We start from the raw sequence: 20,449 nt of genomic DNA, 5'->3' as shown, positions 1-20,449 counted from the left end.
GCCGCTAACGCGGGTGAAGCCCTTATATCCCAGGGCTAAAGCTCCTGGGCTTTACGGGCTAGGACAGTAAGCGACAAGGAGTGGTATGTACGAGGATATGGCTGGCGCCGCCGCGCGCCGAGGCATGATCGATCTGCGGAGCGATACGGTGACGCTGCCGAGCCCGGCGATGCGCGAGGCGATCAGCGCGGCCGAGCTCGGCGATGATGTCTATGGCGAGGACCCCACGGTGAACCGGCTCGAGGAGCTGGCCGCCGAGCTGATCGGGAAGGAGGCGGCCGTGCTGGTGCCCACCGGCACCATGGGCAACCTGAGCGCGGTGCTGGCCCACGGTGGGCGCGGCGATCGGGTGATCCTCGGCGACGAGTGTCACATCTACCGCTACGAGGCTGGCGGCGCCTCGGCCCTCGGCGGCCTGATCTACCACGCCCTGCCCAACGGCGCAGATGGCACGATCGACCTCGACCAGCTGCGCGCCGCCGCGGCCGCCAGCGATGACCCGCACCAGTCGCCGCCCGGCCTGATCTGCCTGGAGAATACCCACAACCGCTGCGGCGGCGTGGTGCTGCCCCTCAGCTATATGGCCGCCGCCCACGCGATCGCCCAGGAGCACGGGCTGCCGCTCCACCTCGACGGCGCCCGCGTCTTCAACGCCGCCGTCGCCCTCGGCGTCGATGTGCGTGAGATCACCCGCCACGTCGATAGCGTGCAGTTCTGCCTCTCGAAGGGCCTGTCCGCGCCGGTCGGCTCGATGGTCGCCGGCACGCGCCCCTTCATCGCGCGGGTGCGCCGCATGCGCAAGATCCTCGGCGGTAGCATGCGCCAGGCCGGCGTGTTCGCCGCCGCCGGCGTCGTCGCCCTCAGCGAGATGGTCGGCCGCCTCGCCGATGACCACGCCAACGCCCGCCAGCTCGCCGCCGGCCTCGCCGCGATCCCCGGCCTCGACATCGACCTGAGCCGTGTGCAGACGAATATCGTCCGCTTCGAGCTGCGCGACGAGCGGCTCAGCGTGGCCGACCTGACCGGGCGGCTGCGCGAGCGCGGCGTGCTTGTGGGCGGCATGGGCGGCCAGACGATCCGCGCGGTGACACACTATGGCATCGAGGCGGCTGATATCGACCGGGCCGTGCAGGCGGTGCGCGAGGCGCTCGCAGGCTGAGGTGGCCGTAGCAGGAATATCGCGATCACCGCGGCGGAGCGTGAAAGCAACATGAGCGGGATTGGCATGAATCAGCCCAGCGATGATCATCAGCCCCCCATCCCTATCCCCTGGGACACACTCGTTGTCGCCAGCTCCGACGGGATCATGCTCCTCGACCCTGATGATCGGGTGCTGATGGCGAACCCGGCGGCGGCCCAGATCTTCGGCGACGGACTCGTCGGCTCCCCCCTCGCCAGCATCTTCCCGCCCGCCATGCTCAGCCCCGATGGCGTGACGCATATCCGGCTCGGGTTCGCAGACTTCACGATCCGCCGCTCCCCCCTTCGTGATCAGGGCTCGCTGCTGATGATCCAGGCCGTCCCCCAGGCCGATGCCGAGCAGCAACGGGACCTCCACGAGCAGAAGCTCTATGATCTGCTCATGATCATCAGCAGCTCCCTCGACATCCCCACCATCCTTGAGCGGGTGGCCCAGCATGCCATGGAGCTGATTGGCGCCGACGCCAGCAGCATCCCGCTCTATGATGCTGAGCGCGACACTATCAGCACCGAGCGGCTGATCAACCTCCCCGATGACCCCACCATCAGGGCCATGCACACCCGCAGCGTCGGGCTGGTCTGGGATCTAGTCGACACGCAGCGCCCGCTCATGATCAATAACTACCAGGGCGAGGCCCGCGCCATCCCGGCGCTCGTCAACGCCGGCGTGTCGGCCCTGATCGCCGCGCCGATCGCCGGCGTCGACCGCACCCTCTTCGGCGTGCTCGCGCTGTATCGGCTTGGGCCCGACAGAGGGTTCACCCGGCACGACCTGGAGCAGCTCGTGGTGATCGGTCGGCAGACCGGGATCGCCATCCAGAACGCCCGGCTCTACGAGGAGGCGCTGCGCGAGGCGGAGCGCCGGCACCTGCTCTACCTGGCGAGCATCGAGATCGGCGCCGCCCTCGACCCCGAGAACCTCTACCATGCGATCCACCGCGCGGCCAAGCGGCTGATGATCTGCGACAGCTTTACGATCGCGCTCTACGAGCAGGAGCGCCAGGAGATCGCCTATGTCTATATCGCCGATCATCAGGGGCGCTGGCCGAGCCGCCAGATACCCATCGGGCGCGGGCTGCTCGGCCACATCATCCGCCACGGTGTCTCGCTGCGCCTGCTCAACAGCGACCCTGAGATCGAGGAGATCTTCGGCGCGGAGCGTCTCCATGACGACGCCGATCTGACCCGATCCATGCTCGCCACGGTGCTGCACACCGGCGAGCAGATCGTCGGCGCGATCACCGTCCAGGCCCACGGGCCGCGCGCCTATACCAGCAACGATCTCGATGTGCTGGAGACGCTGGCCTCCACGGCGGCGATCGCCGTGCAGAACGCCCGCCTCTTCGCCCGCATCCAGGAGATGGCCACGACCGATGCACTCACCCAGGTGCCGAATCGCCGCCACTTCTTCGATGTGGCCACCTACGAGATCGAGCGCACCGATCGCTATAAGCGCCCGCTGAGCCTGATCATGTTCGATATCGACAGCTTTAAGGCGGTGAACGATACCTACGGGCACCTCGCCGGCGACGAGGTGCTCAGGGAGGTCGCCCAGCGCTGCTGTGACGACCTGCGCGATATCGATACGGTGGCCCGCTTTGGCGGCGAGGAGTTTGTCGCCCTGCTGCCGGAGACGAGCTATGAGCAGGCGATCCTGGTTGCCCAGCGCCTGCGTACACGCATCTGTGCGCGCCCGGTCGAGAGCGACGCCGGGCCGATCACCGTCACGATCAGCATTGGGGCCGACAGCTACGACGATGTGTTCGCCGGCAGCCTGGGCGATCTGATCGACCGGGCCGACCAGGCGCTCTATGTGGCCAAGAACAGCGGCCGCAATAAGGTGGTCGGCTTTCGCTCCCTGATCTTTGGCAAGACCGCGTCATTTCAGGCCAGCGCCGATCTGAAGAACAAGGCCAAGCTCTTATAGAGCACGGCCTGGTTGGCCGGTCGGTGGATTCCGTGGCCCTCGTCCGCGAACTCCAGCAGCTCATAGCGTACCCCTGACGCCTCTAGGTGTCGCACGACCTGGCGCACATTCTCCGGGGTGACGTTGGGGTCCTGCGCGCCCTGGACGATCAGCAGCCGCCCGCGGATCTGCGCGACGAAGTGGACCGGCGAGCGCTCGCGGTAGCGCTCGGGCGCGCTCGCTGGCGTGCCGCCGATCATCTCCTCGCTGTAGGGCCGCAGGTCGGGCCGGGTGGTCTCGTAGTCGATCACCAGGTCGGTCATCCCGCAGATCGGCGCGGCCGCCGCGATCAGCTCCGGCGGCGTGTGGACGATCTGGCACCAGGAGCTGTAGCCGCCGTAGGATGTGCCCGTCACGCCGATCTTCCCCGGCGCGGCCAGCCCGGCGGCGATCAGCGCCCGCGCCCCCGCCGCGATGTCCTGCTGCTCGCGGCCGCCCCAGCCGTCGGCCTTGATCGACTCGCGGAAGGCCATGCCGTAGCCGGTGCTGCCCCGGTAGTTCACGTCGAGCACGTGGAAGCCCTGGCTCGCCAGGTACTGGATCTGCGCGTTGATCCAGTCCTCGCTGTGCCATGTCGGCCCGCCGTGGATGAAGAGCACCGCCCGCCCGCTCGCCGCGCGCGCCCGGTAGAGCCAGCCGTGGATCGGCGTCCCGTCGTCCGAGGCCCAGCGGAAGTCCTCGGCGGGCGTGAGCTGGCCCAGGTCGATGGCCGCGCGCTCCTGCCAGCGGGTGAGCGAGGTGCGCCCTCCCGTGGTATCCAGACGCACAATATCCGTCGGCTCGGTCGACGAGTAGCTCAGCGCCAGCCACGCCCCGTCGGCGGCGCGGCCGAGCGGCAGCAGGTTGCCGCGCGCGGGCCGGGGGAAGGGCGTCTCCGCCGGTATGTCTGATCCCAGGTCGATCACCGACGGGGCGTGCCGTCCGTCGCGCACCTCGTCCACGACGATCAGCCCGTCGCGGGTGACGCTGGCCGCCTCGATCTGGCGCGCCGGGTCGTCGATCAGCCAGCTGGCCGCGCCCGAGGCTGTGTCATAGAGGCCGACGCGCTTGTAGCTGCCGCCGCCCGCCTCGGCCACCACCAGGATGCGCCGGCTGTCGGGCAGCCAGTCGGCCGCGACCTTCAGGTCGTCCCCCGCGCTGAGGATCTCGCGGTCATCGCCGCCCTCGACATCCACCAGGTAGACCTGCTCGCCGGCGGCGCTGCGGTCCTTGCGGGTGTAGATCAGCTGCGTGCCGGCGGCGTTCAGGCGCGGCACATCCCAGCAGGGCCGCGCGGGCCGGGCGATCGGCGTGCGCTCGCCGCTGTCAAGGTCGTGGCGGTAGAGCCAGCTCGGCTCGATCAGCGCGCCGGTGGCGACATCCTGGTTCATGGCGTAGAAGAGCGTGCGCCCGTCGGGCGAGATCTCGCCGCCGTAGATGAAGGCGGCCGGCGCGTCTTCGGTCAGAGGCTCCATCACGCCGGGCGCGTCGAGGCGCACGCGGAAGAGCCGCACGCGCTCATCGCCGTCGTGGTCCTCGGCCACGATCAGGCCGCGCGAGTCGGCGGCCCATCCGATCAGGCGCGTCTCCTCGGGCGTGTCGGTGAGCGCGGTCGGCGCGGCGCTGCCGTCGGTTGGCGCGACAAAGATGTCGATGTTGCGGCTGACCCGGTACCAGGCGAAGGCCACCCAGCGCCGGTCGGGCGAGAGCTCGGCCCGCTCGACGCTGGGCAGGCTGAGCAGCTGCGTGAGGAAGGTGTCGTCGGTCATCATTGACTTTCGGTTAGGTGCCGCGCCCCTACGCCGCGCGCTCGGTGCGGCGCATGCGCGCGAGGACAAACTCGACCACGATCGGCAGCACCGACACGAGGATGATCGCCAGGGCGACGAGCTCGAAGTTCTTCTGCACAAACTCGAACTGGCCGAAGAAGTAGCCGGCGCAGAGGAACAGCGTGGCCCAGAGCACGCCGCCGACCACATTGAAGGTGAGGAAGTGGCGGTAGTCCATCTTGCCGAGGCCGGCCACGAAGGGGGCGAAGGTGCGGACGATCGGCACGAAGCGGGCCAGGATGATCGTCTTGCCGCCATACTTCTCGAAGAACTTGTGGGTGCGCTCGATATACTCCTGCTTGATCAGCGGCTTCGGCCGGTCGAGCATCCAGCGGCCGAGCGAGGAGCCGATCCAGTAGTTCGCCGTGTCGCCCAGGATGGCGGCGATGATCATCAGCAGCAGCAGCAGCGGGAAGGGCAGGGCGTCGGGGTGCAGCGCCGCGATCGCCCCGGCCGCAAACAGCAGCGAGTCGCCGGGGAGAAACGGCGTGAAGACCAGCCCCGTCTCGCAGAAGATAATCACAAACAGGATGCCGATCGTCCAGCCGCCATAGTTGGTGACGAAGATTCCTAGATACTCATCGATGTGCAGGATGAAGTCGATGATGCCCTTCACAAAATCCATGATGTTGCCTTGTGTAATGCGTTATCTGTCGGGTCGCCGTGGGGATTGTATCATAAACGTAGGGGCGCAGCAGTAGGGACGCAGCGCGCTGCGTCCCTACTGCTGCGCCCCTACGTTATCGTTACGCTGTCACATCTTCCTCGGCCCGCTCGGCCGCCGACCCGATCGAGAAGTACTTGGCCTCGGGGTGGTGGATGACGATCGCCGCCGTGCTCTGCTCGGGCACGAGCTGGAAGGCCTCGGTGAGCGTCAGGCCGATCTGCTCGGCGGGCAGGATGGCGAAGAGCTTGGCGTGCTCCTCCAGGTCGGGGCAGGCCGGGTAGCCCCAGGAGTAGCGCTTGCCGCCCCCCTCGCCGAGGCCGAGGCCCTGGCGCACCACCCGGTTGGTGTACTCGGCCAGCGCCTCGGCCAGGCTCACGCCCAGGCCGTGGATGTAGTAGCCCCGGCTGTAGTCGCCCTTCTGCTGCAGCTCCTCGGTCAGGTCGTCTACCTTCCTGCCCATCGTCACCAGCTGGAAGGCGGCCACGTCATACTCGCCGCTCTCCACGCTGCGGAAGTAGTCGGCCAGGCAGAGCCGCTCGCGCCCCGGCTGGCGCGGGAAGACGAAGCGGGTCAGCTCCTTGGCGCGGTCGGCTGGGTCGTAGACGATCAGGTCGTGGCCCTGGCTCTGCACCGGGAAGTAGCCGTAGACGACCTTCGGCTCCAGCCAGCCGTCGCGCTCGGCCTCGCGCATCAGCTCGCGCACCTTCACGTCGAACTCGGCCTTGAGCTGCTCCCACTCCGCGCCCTTGGCGTTCTTGGCCCCCCACTGTAGCCGGTAGAGTGCGTTGCGGTCGAGGCAGGCCAGCACGTCGTCCAGGCGGATGCGGCTGGTGGCCTTGGCCCCCCAGAAGGGCGGCGTGGGCACCGGCACGTCGGCGCGGACGGCCGAGCGGGCGGATGAGTCGCCCATGCTGGCCTTGCCGAGGTCGGCCAGGGCCACCCGGCCGGTCTGCCGCCGGCTGAGCGACTCTGCGGCCTCGCGCAGGGTCGTCTCCAGATACTCCGCGCGGCCGGCGGCGTCGCTCAGCCGCTCCATCGTCTCCAGCCCCTCGAAGGCGTCCTTGCAGTAGAAGACCCCGGCGTCGTAGGGCGTCTCGCCCACGAAGCTGATCCGCTGGCCGTACTGCTTGTTGATCGCCGCGCCGCCCACCAGCACCGGGATGTGCATGCCGCGCTTGTGCAGCTCCTGCACGGCCAGGGGCATCTGCTTGCTGGTAGACACCAGCAGCGCCGAGAGGCCGATCGCGTCGGCGCCCACCTCGACGGCCTTCTCCAGGATCGTGTTGATCGGCACCTGCTTGCCCAGGTCGTACACGGTGTAGCCGTTGTTCGACAGGATGGTGTTCACCAGGTTCTTGCCGATGTCGTGGACATCGCCGTAGACGGTGGCCAGGACGACGCGGCCCTTGGTGGAGCCCTCCAGCTTATCGAGGTACTGCTCCAGGTGGGCCACGGCCTTCTTCATCACCTCGGCGCTCTGCAGCACGAAGGGTAGGATGAGCTGGCCGGAGCCGAACAGGTCGCCGACCTCCTTCATGGCCGGCAGGAGCACGTCGTTGAGCACTGTCACCGCGCAGTCGCCCTGGGGCGACGCCTCGGTGACGGCGTCCTTGATAGCGACAGCCGGGTCGCCGAAGGAGAGCCCGCGGGCGGTGAGCCGCTCGGCCACCGCCTGCTCGATATCGGCCTCGACGCCCTCCTTCTTGCGGTGCAGGATCTTCCAGCCCAGGCGCTCGTCCACCGGCATGGCCGCTGTGGCGTCGGCGCTCTGGGCCTTCTCCTCGCTGACATTCTCCTCGAAGTGCTGGATAAAGCGGGCCAGGGCGTCCTCGCGCCGGTTGAAGATCAGGTCCTCGCAGATCGCGCGCTGCTCCTCGGGGATCTCGGCGTAGGGCGTGGTGTGGGCCGGGTTGATGATCGCCGTGTCGAGGCCGGCGGCCACCGCGTGGAAGAGGAAGACCGAGTTGAGCGCGGCGCGGGCGTGCGGGGCCACGCCGAAGCTGAGGTTGCTCACGCCCAGGGTGGTGAAGCAGCCGGGGATGCGCTCCTTGACCAGCCGGATGCCCTCGATCGTCTCCACGGCGGCGCTGCGCAGCTCCTCCTGTCCGGTGGTGATCGGGAAGGTCAGCACGTCGAAGATCAGCGCCTCGGCCGGCACGCCATACTCATCGCGGGCGATCTGAGCGATCCGCTCGGCCACCGCCAGCTTGCGCTCGCGGGTGTGAGTCATGCCCTCCTCGTCGATCGTCATGGCCACCGCCGCCGCGCCGTAGCGGGCGATCAGCGGCATCACCGTGTCGATCTTCGCCCCGCGCCCGCCCTCCAGCGAGACCGAGTTGACCACGGCGCGGCCGGGGTACATGGCCAGGGCGTTCTCTAGCACGTCGGCCTCGGTGGTGTCGATCACCAGCGGCAGCTCGACGTTCATGGTCAGCTTCTTGAGCAGCTTGGTCATCTGCTCGGACTCGTCGGCCCGCTCGGTCATGGCCACGCAGACATCCAGCATGTGCGATCCGCCGTCCACCTGCTCGCGGGCCACCTCCAGCACGCCGTCGTAGTTATCGCCGAGCAGCAGCCGCTTGACCTTGCGCGAGCCGAGGGTGTTCACCCGCTCGCCGATCATGGTCAGGGTGCCGTCCTGGCGCAGGGCGGCGGCGCGGATGCCCGACGAGACGCTGGGGATGTACTCGATCTGGCGCTCCTTGGGCGTGCGGTCGTAGCCGATCACCTCGCGCAGCTTCGCGATATGGGCGGGGCGGGTGCCGCAGCAGCCGCCGACCACGCCCACCCCGTACTCGCCCACAAACTCGCCGATGATCCGCCCGAAGGGCTCCGGCTCCATCGGGTAGACCGTCTGGCCGTCCACCTCCATGGGCAGCCCGGCGTTAGGCAGGCAGGAGATCGGCCGGCGGGCGTGGGCGGTGAGGTACTGGATGGCCTCGCGCATATGCTCGGGGCCGGTCGAGCAGTTCAGGCCGATCACATCGGCCGGCATGGCCTCCAGGGTGGCGATCAGGGCCGGCACATCGGTGCCGAGCAGCATGCGCCCGGAGAGGTCGAGGAAGACCTGGGCCTGCACGGCGATGTCGGGCCGGCCCAGCTCGGCCTTGGCCCGGCGGATGCCGTCGAGGGCGGCCTTCACCTCCAGGATGTCCACGCTGGTCTCGACGATCAGCAGGTCCACCCCGCCCGCGATCAGGCCGGTGGCCTGCTCGCGGAAGATCTCGCTGAGCTGCTCGAAGGTGATATCGGAGAGGGCCGGGTCGTCGGAGGAGGGCAGCTTGCCGGTGGGGCCGATCGAGCCGGCCACAAAGCGCTGGCGGCCGTCCTGGGCCTCGAAGCGGTCGGCCACCGCGCGGGCCAGCTCGGCGGCGCCGCGGTTCAGCTCGACGGTGCGCTCGCCGAGGCCCCACTCCTCCAGGCGCAGGCGGGTGCTCTGGAAGGTGTTCGTCTCGACCACATCGGCGCCGGCCTCGAAGAAGGAGGCGTGGATCTGGCCGATCACATCGGGCCTGGTGAAGGCCAGGTAGTCGCGGTTGCCGAAGGTGCGCTCGCCGCCGTAGTCCTCGACGCTCAGGTCGAAGGTATCGATGCTGGTGCCCATCGCGCCGTCGAAGATCAGGACGCGCTCGGCGATGGCCTCAAGGTAGCTCTGTCGTGGCATGGGGCTCCCCTCGCTATAGACTGGCGCCGGAGGCGCGGCGCAACAAAAAAGCCTCCACATGCTGGCGTGAAGGCGTCTGCAACCTCATCTTCCAGCTTGCGCTGACGGAGTTAGCACCGTTCTGAATTGCAGATTGCAGATTGCAGATTGCAGATTTGCAGCCAATCTGCAATCTACAATCTACAATCTACAATCGCTCAGCGGTTGCCGGGGCTTCGACGGGCCGGTCCCTCCACCCCTCTGGATGAGCACTATGATGTTGTTCGGGCAAGTATAGCATGGCCATCGAGCGGGTGTCAAAGCGCGATCGGTGGCCATGGTCGAGAGCCGGATGCGCAGGGCCAGCGACGAGGCGATGTTCCAGATCAGCGTGTTCCCGAGGGCCGGGTCGTCCTCGGTGAGCGCCATCATGCGCGCGCGCGTGATGGCCAGCAGCGTGCAGCCGTGGTCGCCCGCCCGCAGCTCCGCGCTGCGCCGGCCGCCGTCTATCAGCGACATCTCGCCGGTGATCTGGCCGGCGAAGACCTGCGAGAGCAGCTTCTGCGTGGATGGGTCGTCGTCCACCGGGCTGCTCCAGATCTCGATCGCGCCCTCCTGGACGATCAGCAGGTCGCTGCTCTCCTCATTCGGCGCGGCGATGATCGCGCCGGGCGCGTGTACTCGCACGCGGCACTGGGCCGCCAGGCGCGTGCGCTGGGCCAGGGTCATCCCGCTGCCGATGTCGGACTTATGCAGGAACTCGGCCGCCCGGCTGACGACCTCGTTCGGGGTGGTCGAGTCGTCCAGGAGGGTGGTGACCACCGGCAGCCCGAGGTAGGAGGCGATCATCTTGATCGTGATCTCGGGCGTCTCGAAGTGCGGCCAGTGGCCGGCCTTCGGCACGATGCGCAGATCGACATTGCGCCACTCATCAGACACCACCCCGGCGTCGCGCAGGGGCACCGTGTTATCCTCGGCGCCCCAGATCACCAGCGAGGGCGTCTCGATCGCGCCCAGCTTGCCGCGCAGGTCGTGGTTGCGCATGGCGAGGTAGGTCTCGGCGCGCACGCGGCCCTGCCCTGGCCGGCGGGCGTCGGCGCGCAGCCGGTGGTAGGCCTCCTCGGTGATCTCGCTGCGCGCGGCGAAGGATGCCGGCCGCATGAGCCGGTCGGTGGCGCTGAGCAGGTAGGGCTCCAGGGCCGAGACGATCCGGTCGGCCACCGGAAAGCGCTGGAGCATAGTGATCGGCGAGATGAAGAGCTTGATCCAGGTCGAGAGGTCGCCGCTGATCGTGGGGCAGATCAGCACGGCCCGCTCGATCAGCTGGGGGTAGCGCAGGGCCAGGGTGGCGCTGATCATGCCGCCCATCGAGTGGCCGATCAGCACCGCCGGGCTGTCGGTGAGCTCCTGGATGAGCTTCGCGAGCAGATCGACGTAGCGGTCGATCGTCGTCGTGCCGTGCAGGCGCTCCGAGCTGCCGTAGCCGGGCAGGTCCACCGCGACACAGCGGTAGCGCCGCGACACCAGCGGGATCAGCGGCGAGAGGGCGTACCAGCTGCTCGACCAGCCGTGGATCATCAGGGCCAGCTGGGCGTTGGTGCGGCCCTCCTCGCGGGCGTAGATGCGGACTCCGTCGATCAGGTAGCTCACGGCCCACCTCCACCCTCAGATAGCCGATAGCCGATAGCCGATAGCCGATAGTTCGATACCGCGTATCTTCTGGCGCTCGACGCTCGACGCTCGACACTCGCACATACCCTCACCCCTCAGATAGCCGATAGCCGATAGCCGATAATTCGATAGCGCGTATCTTCCGGCTATCAGCTATCGGCTATCGGCTATCGGCTATCGGCTATCGGCTATAACCTCACCCAGCGGATCTCCGACTGGCCACGCTCGGCGATGGCGTGGTCGAGCACCCGGATCAGGCCGCGGTCGGCGCCCTGCTGTGAGAGCCAGCCAATCGTCGGCTCGTCGATAAAGTAGGTCTCGTCGTCCTCGTCGTCCTCCTCCAGCAGATCGATCAGGAACTGGAGCTGGGAGGGGCTGATCGAGCCGATGTAGATCCCGGTGTCGTCGTGGTAGAGGGCCACGCCTGGGTCGCCGGCGGGCGCCTCCAGGGGCGGCACCTCGGCCTCGCCGCTGGCTGCGGCGATGATCCGGCGCAGCTCCTTCTTGCTGAACTGGAGCGGCTCGCTGGTCTCCTCCAGCAGCTGGTCGACCACCACCTGCGCCGCGTCGGGCCGGCCCAGTCCCCGTGCGCAGGCCTGCATGTGCTCCAGGCGGCCCGCCTCCGCGAAGATCCGGTCGATCTTAAACGCCATTGTCAGCAGCGAGCGGCAGCGCACCGCCGCCCCCGCCTCTAGCAGGTGGTCGCTGTTGCGCTCCTCCTGGCCGGGGATGGGGTCCACCACCACCATGGGCAGCCCCGCCGCCATGCACTCCGAGGCGGTCAGCCCGCCCGGCTTGCCGACGAACAGGCTGGCCACCCGCATCAGGTCCGGCATCTCGCTGGTGAAGCCGAGCAGGCGGAAGCGATCCTCGGCGCCGCTGATCTGGGTGGCGACCTGCTGGCGCAGCAGCTGGTTGCGCCCGCAGATCACCACCGTCTGCACGGGCGTCTTCAGGCGCAGGATCTGGGCCACGATATCGCGGGCCGGCCCGCCGCCGAGCGCCCCCGCCGAGACCAGGATCACCGGCCGGTCGGCGCGCAGGCGGTAGCGGGCCAGCACCGCCTCGCGGTCCACCGGCTCGCCGAACACCGGGCTCACCGGGATGCCCGACACCGTGATCCGGTTCTCATCGACGCCCAGCTCGCGCAGGTCGACCTTCGTCTCCTCGATGGCGACGAAGTAGCGGTTGAAGACCCGGCTCAGCCACATGCCCTGGAAGTCATAGTCGGTGGTCACAATCGAGAGGGTGGTGCGCAGCTTGCCCTGGCTGAGCAGCTGGGCCACCACGCCCGCCGGCATAAAGTGGGTGCAGACGGTGATGTGCGGGTCGTAGTCGAGCACAAACTTGGCCAGGGGCTGGGCGTTGAGCGAGTTCCACAGCTGGAGCGCGCCCGTCTCATTCTTAAAGGGCTCGTCGTTCTGGTCGTACCACCAGCCGACAAACCAGGGGTTCTCCTTGACCAGCGCGAAGTAGACATCGGACGCCGTCACCTGGTAGATCCGGCTGGTGAGCTTGAGCGCGTCCTCGTTGCGCACCTCCACGCCGGGCTGGGCGCGGAAGACCTCTTCGATCGCCGCCGCCGCAGACTTGTGCCCTGAGCCGACGCTTGCTGAGAGAATCAGCACTCGCTTCTTCATATAGCCCCCGCCCGTAGGGCGATGTATGATATTGCTTGCGGACTACCGCACCATGGAGAGTATACACGATCTGTATCTGACACTACCTGTCGTCTACTCATTCCTCAGGGCGCGGATCGGGTCGAGGCGGGCGGCGCGCATGGCCGGGAAGATGCCGAAGAAGATGCCGATGCCGGCCGAGATCGAGGTGGCCAGGACGACCGAGAAGAGCGAGACGCTCGCCTTCACCGTCGGGTCCTGCGAGAGGGCGTAGAGCACGGCGCTGCCGCCGAAGGAGAACAGGTATCCCAGGCCGATGCCGATCGCGCCGCCGAAGAGGCAGAGCACCACGGCCTCGATCAGGAACTGCCACATGATGTCGCGGCTGCGGGCGCCGACCGCCTTGCGCAGGCCGATCTCCTTGGTGCGCTGGGCCACGCTCACCAGCATGATGTTCATGATGCCGATGCCGCCCACCAGCAGCGAGATCCCGCCGATCGTGCCCAGGAAGGCGCTGAAGCCGGCGGTGATCTGCTTGAACTGCTCCGATGCCTGCTGCGGGTTGCTGACCCGGAAGTCGTTGCTCTGGTAGCTCAGGCGGTGCTCCTGGCGCAGCACGGCCGTCACCTGGCGGATGGCCTCGTCGATCTCGGGCACGCTGCGCACCTTCACCGTCATGCTCGACACATCCACCCGCGAGCCCACGTTGTTGCGGAAGAGCCGGTCGCGCGCGGTGCGGTAGGGCACGTAGACCTGCTCGCTGGGGCTGGAGAACTGGCCGAGGGCGCCGGCGAGGCCGCTCTGCTTGGTGGTGCTGACGCCGATCACCTCAAACTGCACGCCGTTGAGGCTGATCCGCCCGCCGACGGCGCTGTAGATATCGCCGAAGAGCGTCTTCGCCACGCCGTCGCCGATCACGGCCACGCGGGCGTTTGCCGCGTCCTCGGCGTCGCTGAAGTAGCGCCCGTCGCCCAGGGAGGTGTCGCCGATCTGGAAGAAGTTCGGCGTGACTCCCTTGACCCCGAAGCGGTAGCGCTCGCCGCCGGCGCTCACCGCGCCGCTGCGGTTCAGCTCCAGGGCCACGAACTCCACCGCCGGCGCCGCGCCCGGCCGCATGATCGCCTCGGCGTCGATGGCGCGCAGCTGGGGCCGCAGGCTCTCGTCGGTGTTGCTGCTGTCCACGGTCGGGTTGACATAAAAGACGCCGACGCCAATCTTATTGAACTCGCGCTGGATAAAGAGCTGGTAGCCGTCGCCGATGGCGAGCATGCCCACCACGGCGCCCACGCCAATGATGATGCCGAGCATCGTCAGCAGCGAGCGCAGCTTATGGGCGATCATCGCCTGCCAGGCGACGCGGAAGGCCTCAAGGATGGACATCGGTCACCTCAGATTGCAGATTGCAGATTGCAGATTGCAGATTGCAAAAATCTGCAATCTGCAATCTGCAATCTGCAATTACTCCGTGCGGAGTGCGTCGATCGGGTTCAGCCGGGCCGCCGTGAGGGCGGGGAAGAAGCCGAAGGCCACGCCGATGGCGGCGGCGATCCCGCTGGCCAGCAGCACGTTGCCGAGCTGCACGCTGGCCTGGGCGCCCTCGGCCTGGAATACGGAGACCAGGATCCAGGTGCCAGCGAATGAGAGCAGGTAGCCGAGCAGGATGCCTACGCCGCTGCCGATCAGGCAGAGCACCAGAGCCTCGATCAGGAACTGCATCAAGATGTCGCTGCGCCGGGCGCCGACCGCCTTGCGCAGGCCGATCTCGCGGGTGCGCTCGGTGACACTGACCAGCATGATGTTCATGATGCCGATGCCGCCCACCAGCAGCGAGATGCCCGCCACAATGCCCAGAAATGCGTTGAAGGCCCCGATCACCGCGCTGGCCTGCGCCGCGAACTGCTCGGGGTTGATGATCGTGAAGTCGTTGTCCTGGTAGGTCAGCCGGTGCTCGCCGCGCAGCACCTCGGTCACCTGACGCACGGCCGCATCGACCTGGGAGCGGTCCACGGCCTTGACGGTCATAAAGGAGACGTTGACCCGATCGCTGGTCTGGTTACGGAACAGGCGCGAGATGCCCGTCTCGTAGGAGACAAAGATCGCCTCGGCCGGGTCGGCGCCGATGCTCACGGCGCCCTCTTTGCTGGCCAGGACGCCGACGACATCGAACTGGACGCCGTTGAGGCTGAGCCGCTGGCCGACGGCTGCCTCGCGCGTGCCGAAGAGCTTCTCGGCCACGAGCTTGCCGATCACGGCCACGCGGGCGCGGCTCTCGTCGTCGGCGGGGGTGAGCAGCCGCCCGGCGGCCAGGGGCTGCGGGCTGATCACAAAGAAGGATGGGCTGACGGCGCGCACCGAATAGGTGCTGCGCTGGCCATCGGCGATCACCTGGAGGTCGTCGCTCCACTCGATGGCCAAGCTCTGCACCGCCGGGGCGCGGCCGGGCTGCATGATCGCCCGCGCGTCGGCGCTGGTCAGGCTGGCGGTCTGGGCGACGTCGATCCGGTTGGTGTCGATGAACGGCGCGACGTAGACCGTCCCGATGCCGAGCTGGTCGAACTGGCTATTCAGGAAGCCCTGGAAGCCGTTGCCCAGGGCCAGCATGCCGATCACGGCGCCCACGCCGATCACGATGCCGAGCATCGTCAGGGCCGCCCGTAGCTTGTTGCTCAGCAGGGCGCGGAAGGAGATGGTGAAGGACTCGAGTATATTCATAATGTTGAATGTTGAATGTTGAATGTTGAATGCCGCTCGCACAGCATCGCAGCGGCTAGAGAACGCTGTATGAGCGACTTCCGCCCATTCAACATTCACTATTCAACCTTCAACATTGCTCCGGCGATCGTCCGGCCCGCCACCGGCTCATCAGCGGCGACGGCGCCGTCGCGCACGCTGATGATGCGCTGGGCGTGCTGGGCCACGTCGTGCTCGTGGGTGACGAGGATGACGGTGATGCCCTGCTCGCTGTTGAGCTTCTGGAAGATGCCCATGATCTCCTCGCCGGTGTGGGAGTCCAGCGCGCCGGTGGGCTCGTCGGCCATGATGATCCGCGGCTCGTTGACGAGGGCGCGGGCGATGGCCACGCGCTGCTGCTGGCCGCCGGAGAGCTCATTGGGCTTGTGGTGCATCCGCTCGCCCATGCCGACGGCCTCCAGGGCGGCCTTGGCCCGCTCGTGGCGGTCGCCCCGGTTCTTGGCGTAGAGCATGGGCAGCTCCACGTTGCGCAGGGCGCTGGTGCGCTGGAGCAGCATGTACTGCTGGAAGACGAAGCCGATCTTCTGGTTGCGGATCGCCGCCAGCTCGTTGTCGTCCAGGTCTCCCACATTCACGCCGTCGAGCTCGTACGTGCCCCCGCTGGGCTGATCGAGGCAGCCGATGATGTTCATCAGGGTGCTCTTGCCGCTGCCGGACGGCCCCATGATCGCCACCATCTCGCCCGCGCGGATCGTCAGGGAGACGCCGCGCAGGGCGTGGACTTCAACGTCGCCCATGCGGTAGACTTTGGCTAGGTCGCTGACTACTATCAGGTCGCTCATAGTGCTCAAGGGGACAGGGGACAGGGGACAGGGGACAGGTCGGACACATGCCCGCCAAGCCCTAACCGCACTGACCCCTCTCCTCCGCTATAGGGGATAGAGGACAGGCTTGGATATGAATGATACCTCATCCTGTACCCTGTACCCTGTACCCTGTACCCTAATTCCCCGCCGGGTTAAACGTGCTGACGACATCCTGGACGAGCACCTCGTCGCCGGCCTGTAGGCCGCTGAGGATCTCGACGCTCTCGCTGTTGCTCAGGCCGATGGTGACCTCCTGGCGGGTGCTGGCCGGCTGGACGCTGCCGGCGCTCACCTCGGGCTTGCCGGCCGGGTCGAAGATCAGCACGTAGCTCTTGCCGCCCTCGGCGCGCACGGCCCGTCGGGGCACCAGGAGCGTGTCGTCCTTCTGGCTGGTGACGATCGCCACGACCGCCGTCATGCCCGGCCGCACCCCGGCGCTGCCCTCGTCGAGCTTCACCGTCACCGCGTAGGTGGTGGTGCCCTGGTCGCTGCGGGTGGCCTGGGGCGCGATGGCGTCGACGGCCCCGCCGATCTCGGCGCCGGGGAGGGCGTCCAGGCTGATCTGCACGCGCTGGCCGGGCTGCACCTGGGCGATATCGAGCTCGTCGATCGGCACGTCGATGTGGAAGCTGCTCAGGTCGACGATGGCGATGATCGCGGTGCCGTCGGCCGGCTCGCCGATGTTCATGTCGATCGCCGAGATCGTGGCGGCGAAGGGCGCCGTGAGGGTGGCCAGGTCGAGGTTGCGCTGGGCCTGCTTGAGGCCTACCTCGGCCCGCACGACGGCGGCCTCGCGGCTGGCAAGGGTGGCAGTGCTCGGGTCTGCGGTGAGCTTGTCGAGGCCGGCCTGGGCGATCTCGACGCTGGCCTGGCTGGAGGCCAGCTCGCTGGCGCGGTTGGCCCCGGTCAGCTGGGCCAGCTTGGCCTGGGCGCGCTGCACGGCGGCGCGGGCGTCGGCCAGCGCGTCGGCCTTCGGCCCGGCGATCAGCTTGTCGCGGCTGGCGATGGCGCTCTTCAGCGACGCCTCATTGGCCTGGAGGGTGTTGATCTCGTCCTGCTTCGCCTGCTCGTAGGCCGTCTGGGCGGCGCTGAGCGCCGCCCCGCCGTCGTCCACCGCGCGCAGGGCCTGGGCCTCCTGGTCCTTGCGGTCCTGCGGCAGGTCGCCGGGCAGGCTCTCCAGGCGTCGGTTGTCCCAGTAGACCTTGCTGTACGTATCCTGGGCATTGCGCAGGGCGTTGGCCTTCGCCTCCATATCGACGCGGGCGCGCTCCTTGGCCGCCGCCAGGTCGACCCGCGCCTGGTCGAGGGTGCTCTGGGCGCGCTGGACCTGCTCGTTGGCCGAGGCCAGCTCATCGTTGGCCGGGCCGGACTGGAGCTCGCTGAGGCGGGCCTGGGCGCTGGTCAGGTCGGCGCGGGCCGCGCTGATGTCGGCCGCGCTGACGCTGGTGGCGGCCTGCTGGTACTGGCTGCGGGCCTGCTCCAGGCGGGCGTTGGCCTCGGCCAGATCCTGCGCGCTGGCCCCGGCCAGCAGATCCTCGTAGTCGGCCTGGGCCTGACGCAGGTCGGCCTGGGCCTGCTCAAGCGAGAGCCGCAGCCCGGCGCTGTCGATGCGCGCCAGGGGCGCGCCGGCCTGCACCGCGTCGCCCTCGCGCACGAGGATCTCGGTCACGGTGCCGCTCTGGCTGAAGCGCAGCTTAGCCTCGGCGGCCGGCTCCACATTGCCGGTGGCGCTCACCGTGGAGGCGATCGTGCCGCTGCTGGCGGCCACCGTCTGCCAGCCCTCGGGCAGGGTGCCCGCCGCCGGCGGCTTGGGGGCCAGGTAGAAGGCGCCGCCCGCACAGGCGGCGACCACCAGAAGAACGCCGCCGATGATCAGGATCAGGCGGCGGCGGCCATTTTTCTTCTTGCGGGGGGTCTCGGCGGAGGCCATCGCTCACGCTCCTTATCCAATTGCAGATTGCAGATTGCTCTGAGAGTACCACACCATGCTACGACAGGTTGTGTTGGCCGGTTGCAAGATATCTGCCAACGCCCAGCAGATCGGTCAAAAGTATGATAGCTGCCTGATACGGGGGGCGTGTTGTGGAGGTGTGTCGCATGTGTGACCGAGTGTGAACGCCGAGATCGCGAAGGCCGTAGCGGCACCGCTACGGCCTTCGCGATCTCGGCAGCCCGGCGTTCGCCCGGCTTCTGCTGTGGAGGGAGTTATGGGAGCGGGACAGCCGTTGTCTCTGCCTGCACGGTGCCGATGTTGACACTCGCCCCTGCGACGGCGGTGATCGGATACTCGACCCCAACCCCGTCGAACGCAACGACGAGCAGCTGTGGGCCTGCGGGGACCTGCTGCAGCTCAAAGCGGCCGCTCGCATCGGAGCGAACGATGCGCTCGGTTCGCTCGATGATGATCTCGGCGGATGTTGGTACTCCGTTCGCGTTCACCACGGTGCCGGTAATCGTTCCGCTCCCGCTGATCAGGGAGACGACCCGACTCTGAGCCACATTGATCACAAGCAGCACGCCAAGGATCACGCTCAGGGCTACGATCACCGCGCGTGCCACGCGATGCCCGCGACCGGGATCTGGCGCGGGGGGCGGCATGCCGTCGGCGAAGTCTTGTAGAGATGGAGAGTCCTCGAGTGGCATAGGATTGTGCTCCTAATCAGGCGCTACCCATATCGCGCTTCAGCGCACACTGTAAACGCTCAGGTTGTCAAAGGAGGCCTGGGTGCTGTCCCAGGTGCGTAGCCCGATCCCACCTGAGGTGTAGGTGGAGTCGGAGGTGGTGAGCACGTGCTGTCCATCGATGCTGGCGGTGAAGGTGTCCCCCTTGACCGTTATTTGTAGCTTGCGGTCGCTGTTGTACCAGTCGTAGTTGGGTGCCTTGGCAATGGCGATCGGCGTTGAGATCTCGCTGCCATTGACCCACTTCCGAAAAGCGAACCCCTGCAGGCCAGGGTCGTACTGAAACGTGTAGCCGTTGACCTTGCCGAAGTTCTCGGTGCGGAAGAAGACCCCGTAGCCATTCCCCTGTGAGAGGCGGGCTGTGTCGATGTCAATCGTATAGTCGTCTGCCGGGATCGGGGTAAAGAGCCGGCCCTCGCCGGGGCCGCCGGAGAGCTCGCCGTTGTCGATCTTCCATGTTCCTGCGGCTCGCTCCCAGGCGTTCATGTTCGTAAAGTCATCGGCAAAGAGCAAGCGCGTGCCGCAGTCGCCGCCGCCAAAGGCGCTCACCACTTGGCACATGGCCGTGTCGACGCTGGTCCCCGTCGTGCTCAGGCCGACAGCAGCGATCACGGCGACCAGCGCGATCATCACGCCGATCTCGACCATCGATTGCCCGGGCAGGGTGTGTCGGGTGGATGTAGTCATGGGTGGCTCCTGGCTAGAGGTCAGCGCGATTTGGCAGAGCGCTGCTGGATACGCTGGGCGACACGATGCCAGGCTGGGGTCGGCTGGGCCGGCCGCGTAGCCCGATGCTCGGCGCTGCTGAGCATAAAGGCGAAATCCTCGAAGAGCGCGCCGAGCGGCGACTTCGGCGCGCTCATGACTGGTGGTATGCCCGTGTTGATCGCGGTGACAAACGGATCGGGGGCGAAGGGCATGATCAGGTTGAAGCTCTGTCCCAGGCTCGCCTCAATGTCCTTTCGCGCCAGGCCGTTGCGCTCGAAGGTCCAGTTGAGGGCCAGCATCATCTTCTCGGGCGGGTACTGGAGCGATGCGAAGACCTTGAGCGCAGATGACGCGGCCCGAACCGCCGCCATCTCGGGGGACACAACCAGCACAATCTGATCGGCGGCGTCGAGGCCGGCCAGGGTCTGCTCGCTAAAATCATGCGGCATATCGATAACGATGTAGGCGCTGGACTCCCTGAGCAAGCTCAGCACGCGCGAGATCTTCTCGCCGGTGATCAGCTCATGAAGCTCGGGCCGCGGGGGCGCCGCCAGCACGCGCACCTTGCTGGCGTGTGGCTGGAGCACAATATCGAGCATGTCGGCGTCGATCTCTGCAGGCGGGATGGGCCCGAGATCGGCCCAGGTATTGCGCAGCGTCAGATCGAGCATCAGCGCGCTCTGCCCGTTGGTCAGCGCCAGATCGACGACGGTTGTCTGATCCCCCCAGAGCTGCGCGAGGCCGACGCCCAGGTTCACCGCGATCGTCGAGACCCCGGACCCGCCGCGCAGCGAGTAGACGGCGAGTGTGCGGGCCTTCTGCTTCATCGCGCTCTCGCTCGCGACGAGCACCCGCTGGAGCAGTGCCTTCACCAGCGCCTGAAGCTCGCTGGGATTGACGGGCTTGCTCAGGTAGTTGTCTGCGCCGG

General features: G+C 67.6%; 13 protein-coding genes, 1 pseudogene and 1 riboswitch. Of the genes and pseudogenes, 2 read left to right on the top strand and 12 right to left on the bottom strand.

Features of this window, described 5'->3' with window-relative positions; all coding sequences use genetic code 11:
- The first annotated feature begins 85 nt into the window (after positions 1-85).
- Entirely contained in the window at positions 86-1,159 is a 1,074-nt protein-coding gene (gene ltaE / locus K2Z83_RS03345; protein WP_220593754.1) for a low-specificity L-threonine aldolase, read from the top strand.
- A gap of 66 nt (positions 1,160-1,225) precedes the next feature.
- A complete protein-coding gene (locus K2Z83_RS03340; RefSeq protein WP_220593753.1) occupies positions 1,226-3,127 on the top strand; it encodes a diguanylate cyclase in 1,902 nt (633 codons plus the stop codon).
- Here K2Z83_RS03340 and K2Z83_RS03335 read toward each other — a convergent pair.
- The 12 genes and pseudogenes from K2Z83_RS03335 to K2Z83_RS03280 form a co-directional block, all read right to left on the bottom strand.
- On the bottom strand, positions 3,085-4,917 hold the full coding sequence (locus tag K2Z83_RS03335) for a S9 family peptidase (protein WP_220593752.1): 1,833 nt from the start codon (positions 4,915-4,917) through the stop codon (positions 3,085-3,087). The two genes, K2Z83_RS03340 and K2Z83_RS03335, sit on opposite strands and share 43 nt — an antisense overlap.
- Before the next feature lie 25 nt (positions 4,918-4,942).
- A complete protein-coding gene (locus K2Z83_RS03330) occupies positions 4,943-5,599 on the bottom strand; it encodes a DedA family protein (RefSeq protein ID WP_220593751.1) in 657 nt (218 codons plus the stop codon).
- A gap of 121 nt (positions 5,600-5,720) precedes the next feature.
- Positions 5,721-9,305 (bottom strand): methionine synthase, encoded by a 3,585-nt coding sequence (metH, locus tag K2Z83_RS03325; protein WP_220593750.1) that lies wholly within the window; start codon positions 9,303-9,305, stop codon positions 5,721-5,723.
- 81 nt (positions 9,306-9,386) lie between these two features.
- Positions 9,387-9,556: riboswitch (SAM riboswitch) on the bottom strand.
- Between the two features lie 199 nt (positions 9,557-9,755).
- Positions 9,756-10,862: pseudogene (locus K2Z83_RS03320) on the bottom strand (alpha/beta fold hydrolase); the annotation flags it as partial.
- 281 nt (positions 10,863-11,143) lie between these two features.
- Entirely contained in the window at positions 11,144-12,595 is a 1,452-nt protein-coding gene (locus K2Z83_RS03315) for a glycosyltransferase (RefSeq protein ID WP_220593749.1), read from the bottom strand.
- Positions 12,596-12,688: 93 nt separating this feature from the next.
- Positions 12,689-13,954: an ABC transporter permease gene (locus tag K2Z83_RS03310; RefSeq protein WP_220593748.1), complete on the bottom strand. Its 1,266-nt coding sequence runs from the start codon at positions 13,952-13,954 to the stop codon at positions 12,689-12,691.
- 78 nt (positions 13,955-14,032) lie between these two features.
- The gene (locus K2Z83_RS03305; protein WP_370650030.1) at positions 14,033-15,328 is read right to left on the bottom strand and encodes an ABC transporter permease; all 1,296 of its coding nucleotides are present in this window, start codon (positions 15,326-15,328) and stop codon (positions 14,033-14,035) included.
- 56 nt (positions 15,329-15,384) lie between these two features.
- Positions 15,385-16,107, bottom strand: a complete 723-nt coding sequence (locus K2Z83_RS03300) for an ABC transporter ATP-binding protein (RefSeq protein ID WP_305082495.1) — start codon at positions 16,105-16,107, stop codon at positions 15,385-15,387.
- 160 nt (positions 16,108-16,267) lie between these two features.
- Entirely contained in the window at positions 16,268-18,061 is a 1,794-nt protein-coding gene (locus K2Z83_RS03295; protein WP_220593747.1) for an efflux RND transporter periplasmic adaptor subunit, read from the bottom strand.
- A 275-nt stretch (positions 18,062-18,336) separates the two neighbouring features.
- Positions 18,337-18,774: a carboxypeptidase-like regulatory domain-containing protein gene (locus tag K2Z83_RS03290; RefSeq protein WP_220593746.1), complete on the bottom strand. Its 438-nt coding sequence runs from the start codon at positions 18,772-18,774 to the stop codon at positions 18,337-18,339.
- Positions 18,775-18,813: 39 nt separating this feature from the next.
- A complete protein-coding gene (locus K2Z83_RS03285) occupies positions 18,814-19,500 on the bottom strand; it encodes a family 16 glycoside hydrolase (RefSeq protein WP_220593745.1) in 687 nt (228 codons plus the stop codon).
- A gap of 20 nt (positions 19,501-19,520) precedes the next feature.
- The coding region (locus K2Z83_RS03280) for an AAA family ATPase (protein ID WP_220593744.1) at positions 19,521-20,449 on the bottom strand (929 nt) is incomplete at its 5' end.

The sequence above is a fragment of the Oscillochloris sp. ZM17-4 genome (assembly GCF_019599295.1).
In the GTDB taxonomy this organism is placed as follows: Bacteria; Chloroflexota; Chloroflexia; order Chloroflexales; family Chloroflexaceae; genus Oscillochloris.
Note: the sequence above shows the minus strand (reverse complement) of the source record. Positions and strands in the feature narration are given on the sequence as shown.

Excerpts from the sequence above, each read along its gene's own strand:
- ltaE (WP_220593754.1), top strand. The coding sequence starts at position 86 with ATGTACGAGGATATGGCTGGCGCCGCCGCGCGCCGAGGCATGATCGAT.
- K2Z83_RS03340 (WP_220593753.1), top strand. The coding sequence starts at position 1,226 with ATGAATCAGCCCAGCGATGATCATCAGCCCCCCATCCCTATCCCCTGG.
- K2Z83_RS03335 (WP_220593752.1), bottom strand. The coding sequence starts at position 4,917 with ATGATGACCGACGACACCTTCCTCACGCAGCTGCTCAGCCTGCCCAGC.
- K2Z83_RS03330 (WP_220593751.1), bottom strand. The coding sequence starts at position 5,599 with ATGGATTTTGTGAAGGGCATCATCGACTTCATCCTGCACATCGATGAG.
- metH (WP_220593750.1), bottom strand. The coding sequence starts at position 9,305 with ATGCCACGACAGAGCTACCTTGAGGCCATCGCCGAGCGCGTCCTGATC.
- K2Z83_RS03315 (WP_220593749.1), bottom strand. The coding sequence starts at position 12,595 with ATGAAGAAGCGAGTGCTGATTCTCTCAGCAAGCGTCGGCTCAGGGCAC.
- K2Z83_RS03310 (WP_220593748.1), bottom strand. The coding sequence starts at position 13,954 with ATGTCCATCCTTGAGGCCTTCCGCGTCGCCTGGCAGGCGATGATCGCC.
- K2Z83_RS03300 (WP_305082495.1), bottom strand. The coding sequence starts at position 16,107 with ATGAGCGACCTGATAGTAGTCAGCGACCTAGCCAAAGTCTACCGCATG.
- K2Z83_RS03295 (WP_220593747.1), bottom strand. The coding sequence starts at position 18,061 with ATGGCCTCCGCCGAGACCCCCCGCAAGAAGAAAAATGGCCGCCGCCGC.
- K2Z83_RS03290 (WP_220593746.1), bottom strand. The coding sequence starts at position 18,774 with ATGCCACTCGAGGACTCTCCATCTCTACAAGACTTCGCCGACGGCATG.
- K2Z83_RS03285 (WP_220593745.1), bottom strand. The coding sequence starts at position 19,500 with ATGACTACATCCACCCGACACACCCTGCCCGGGCAATCGATGGTCGAG.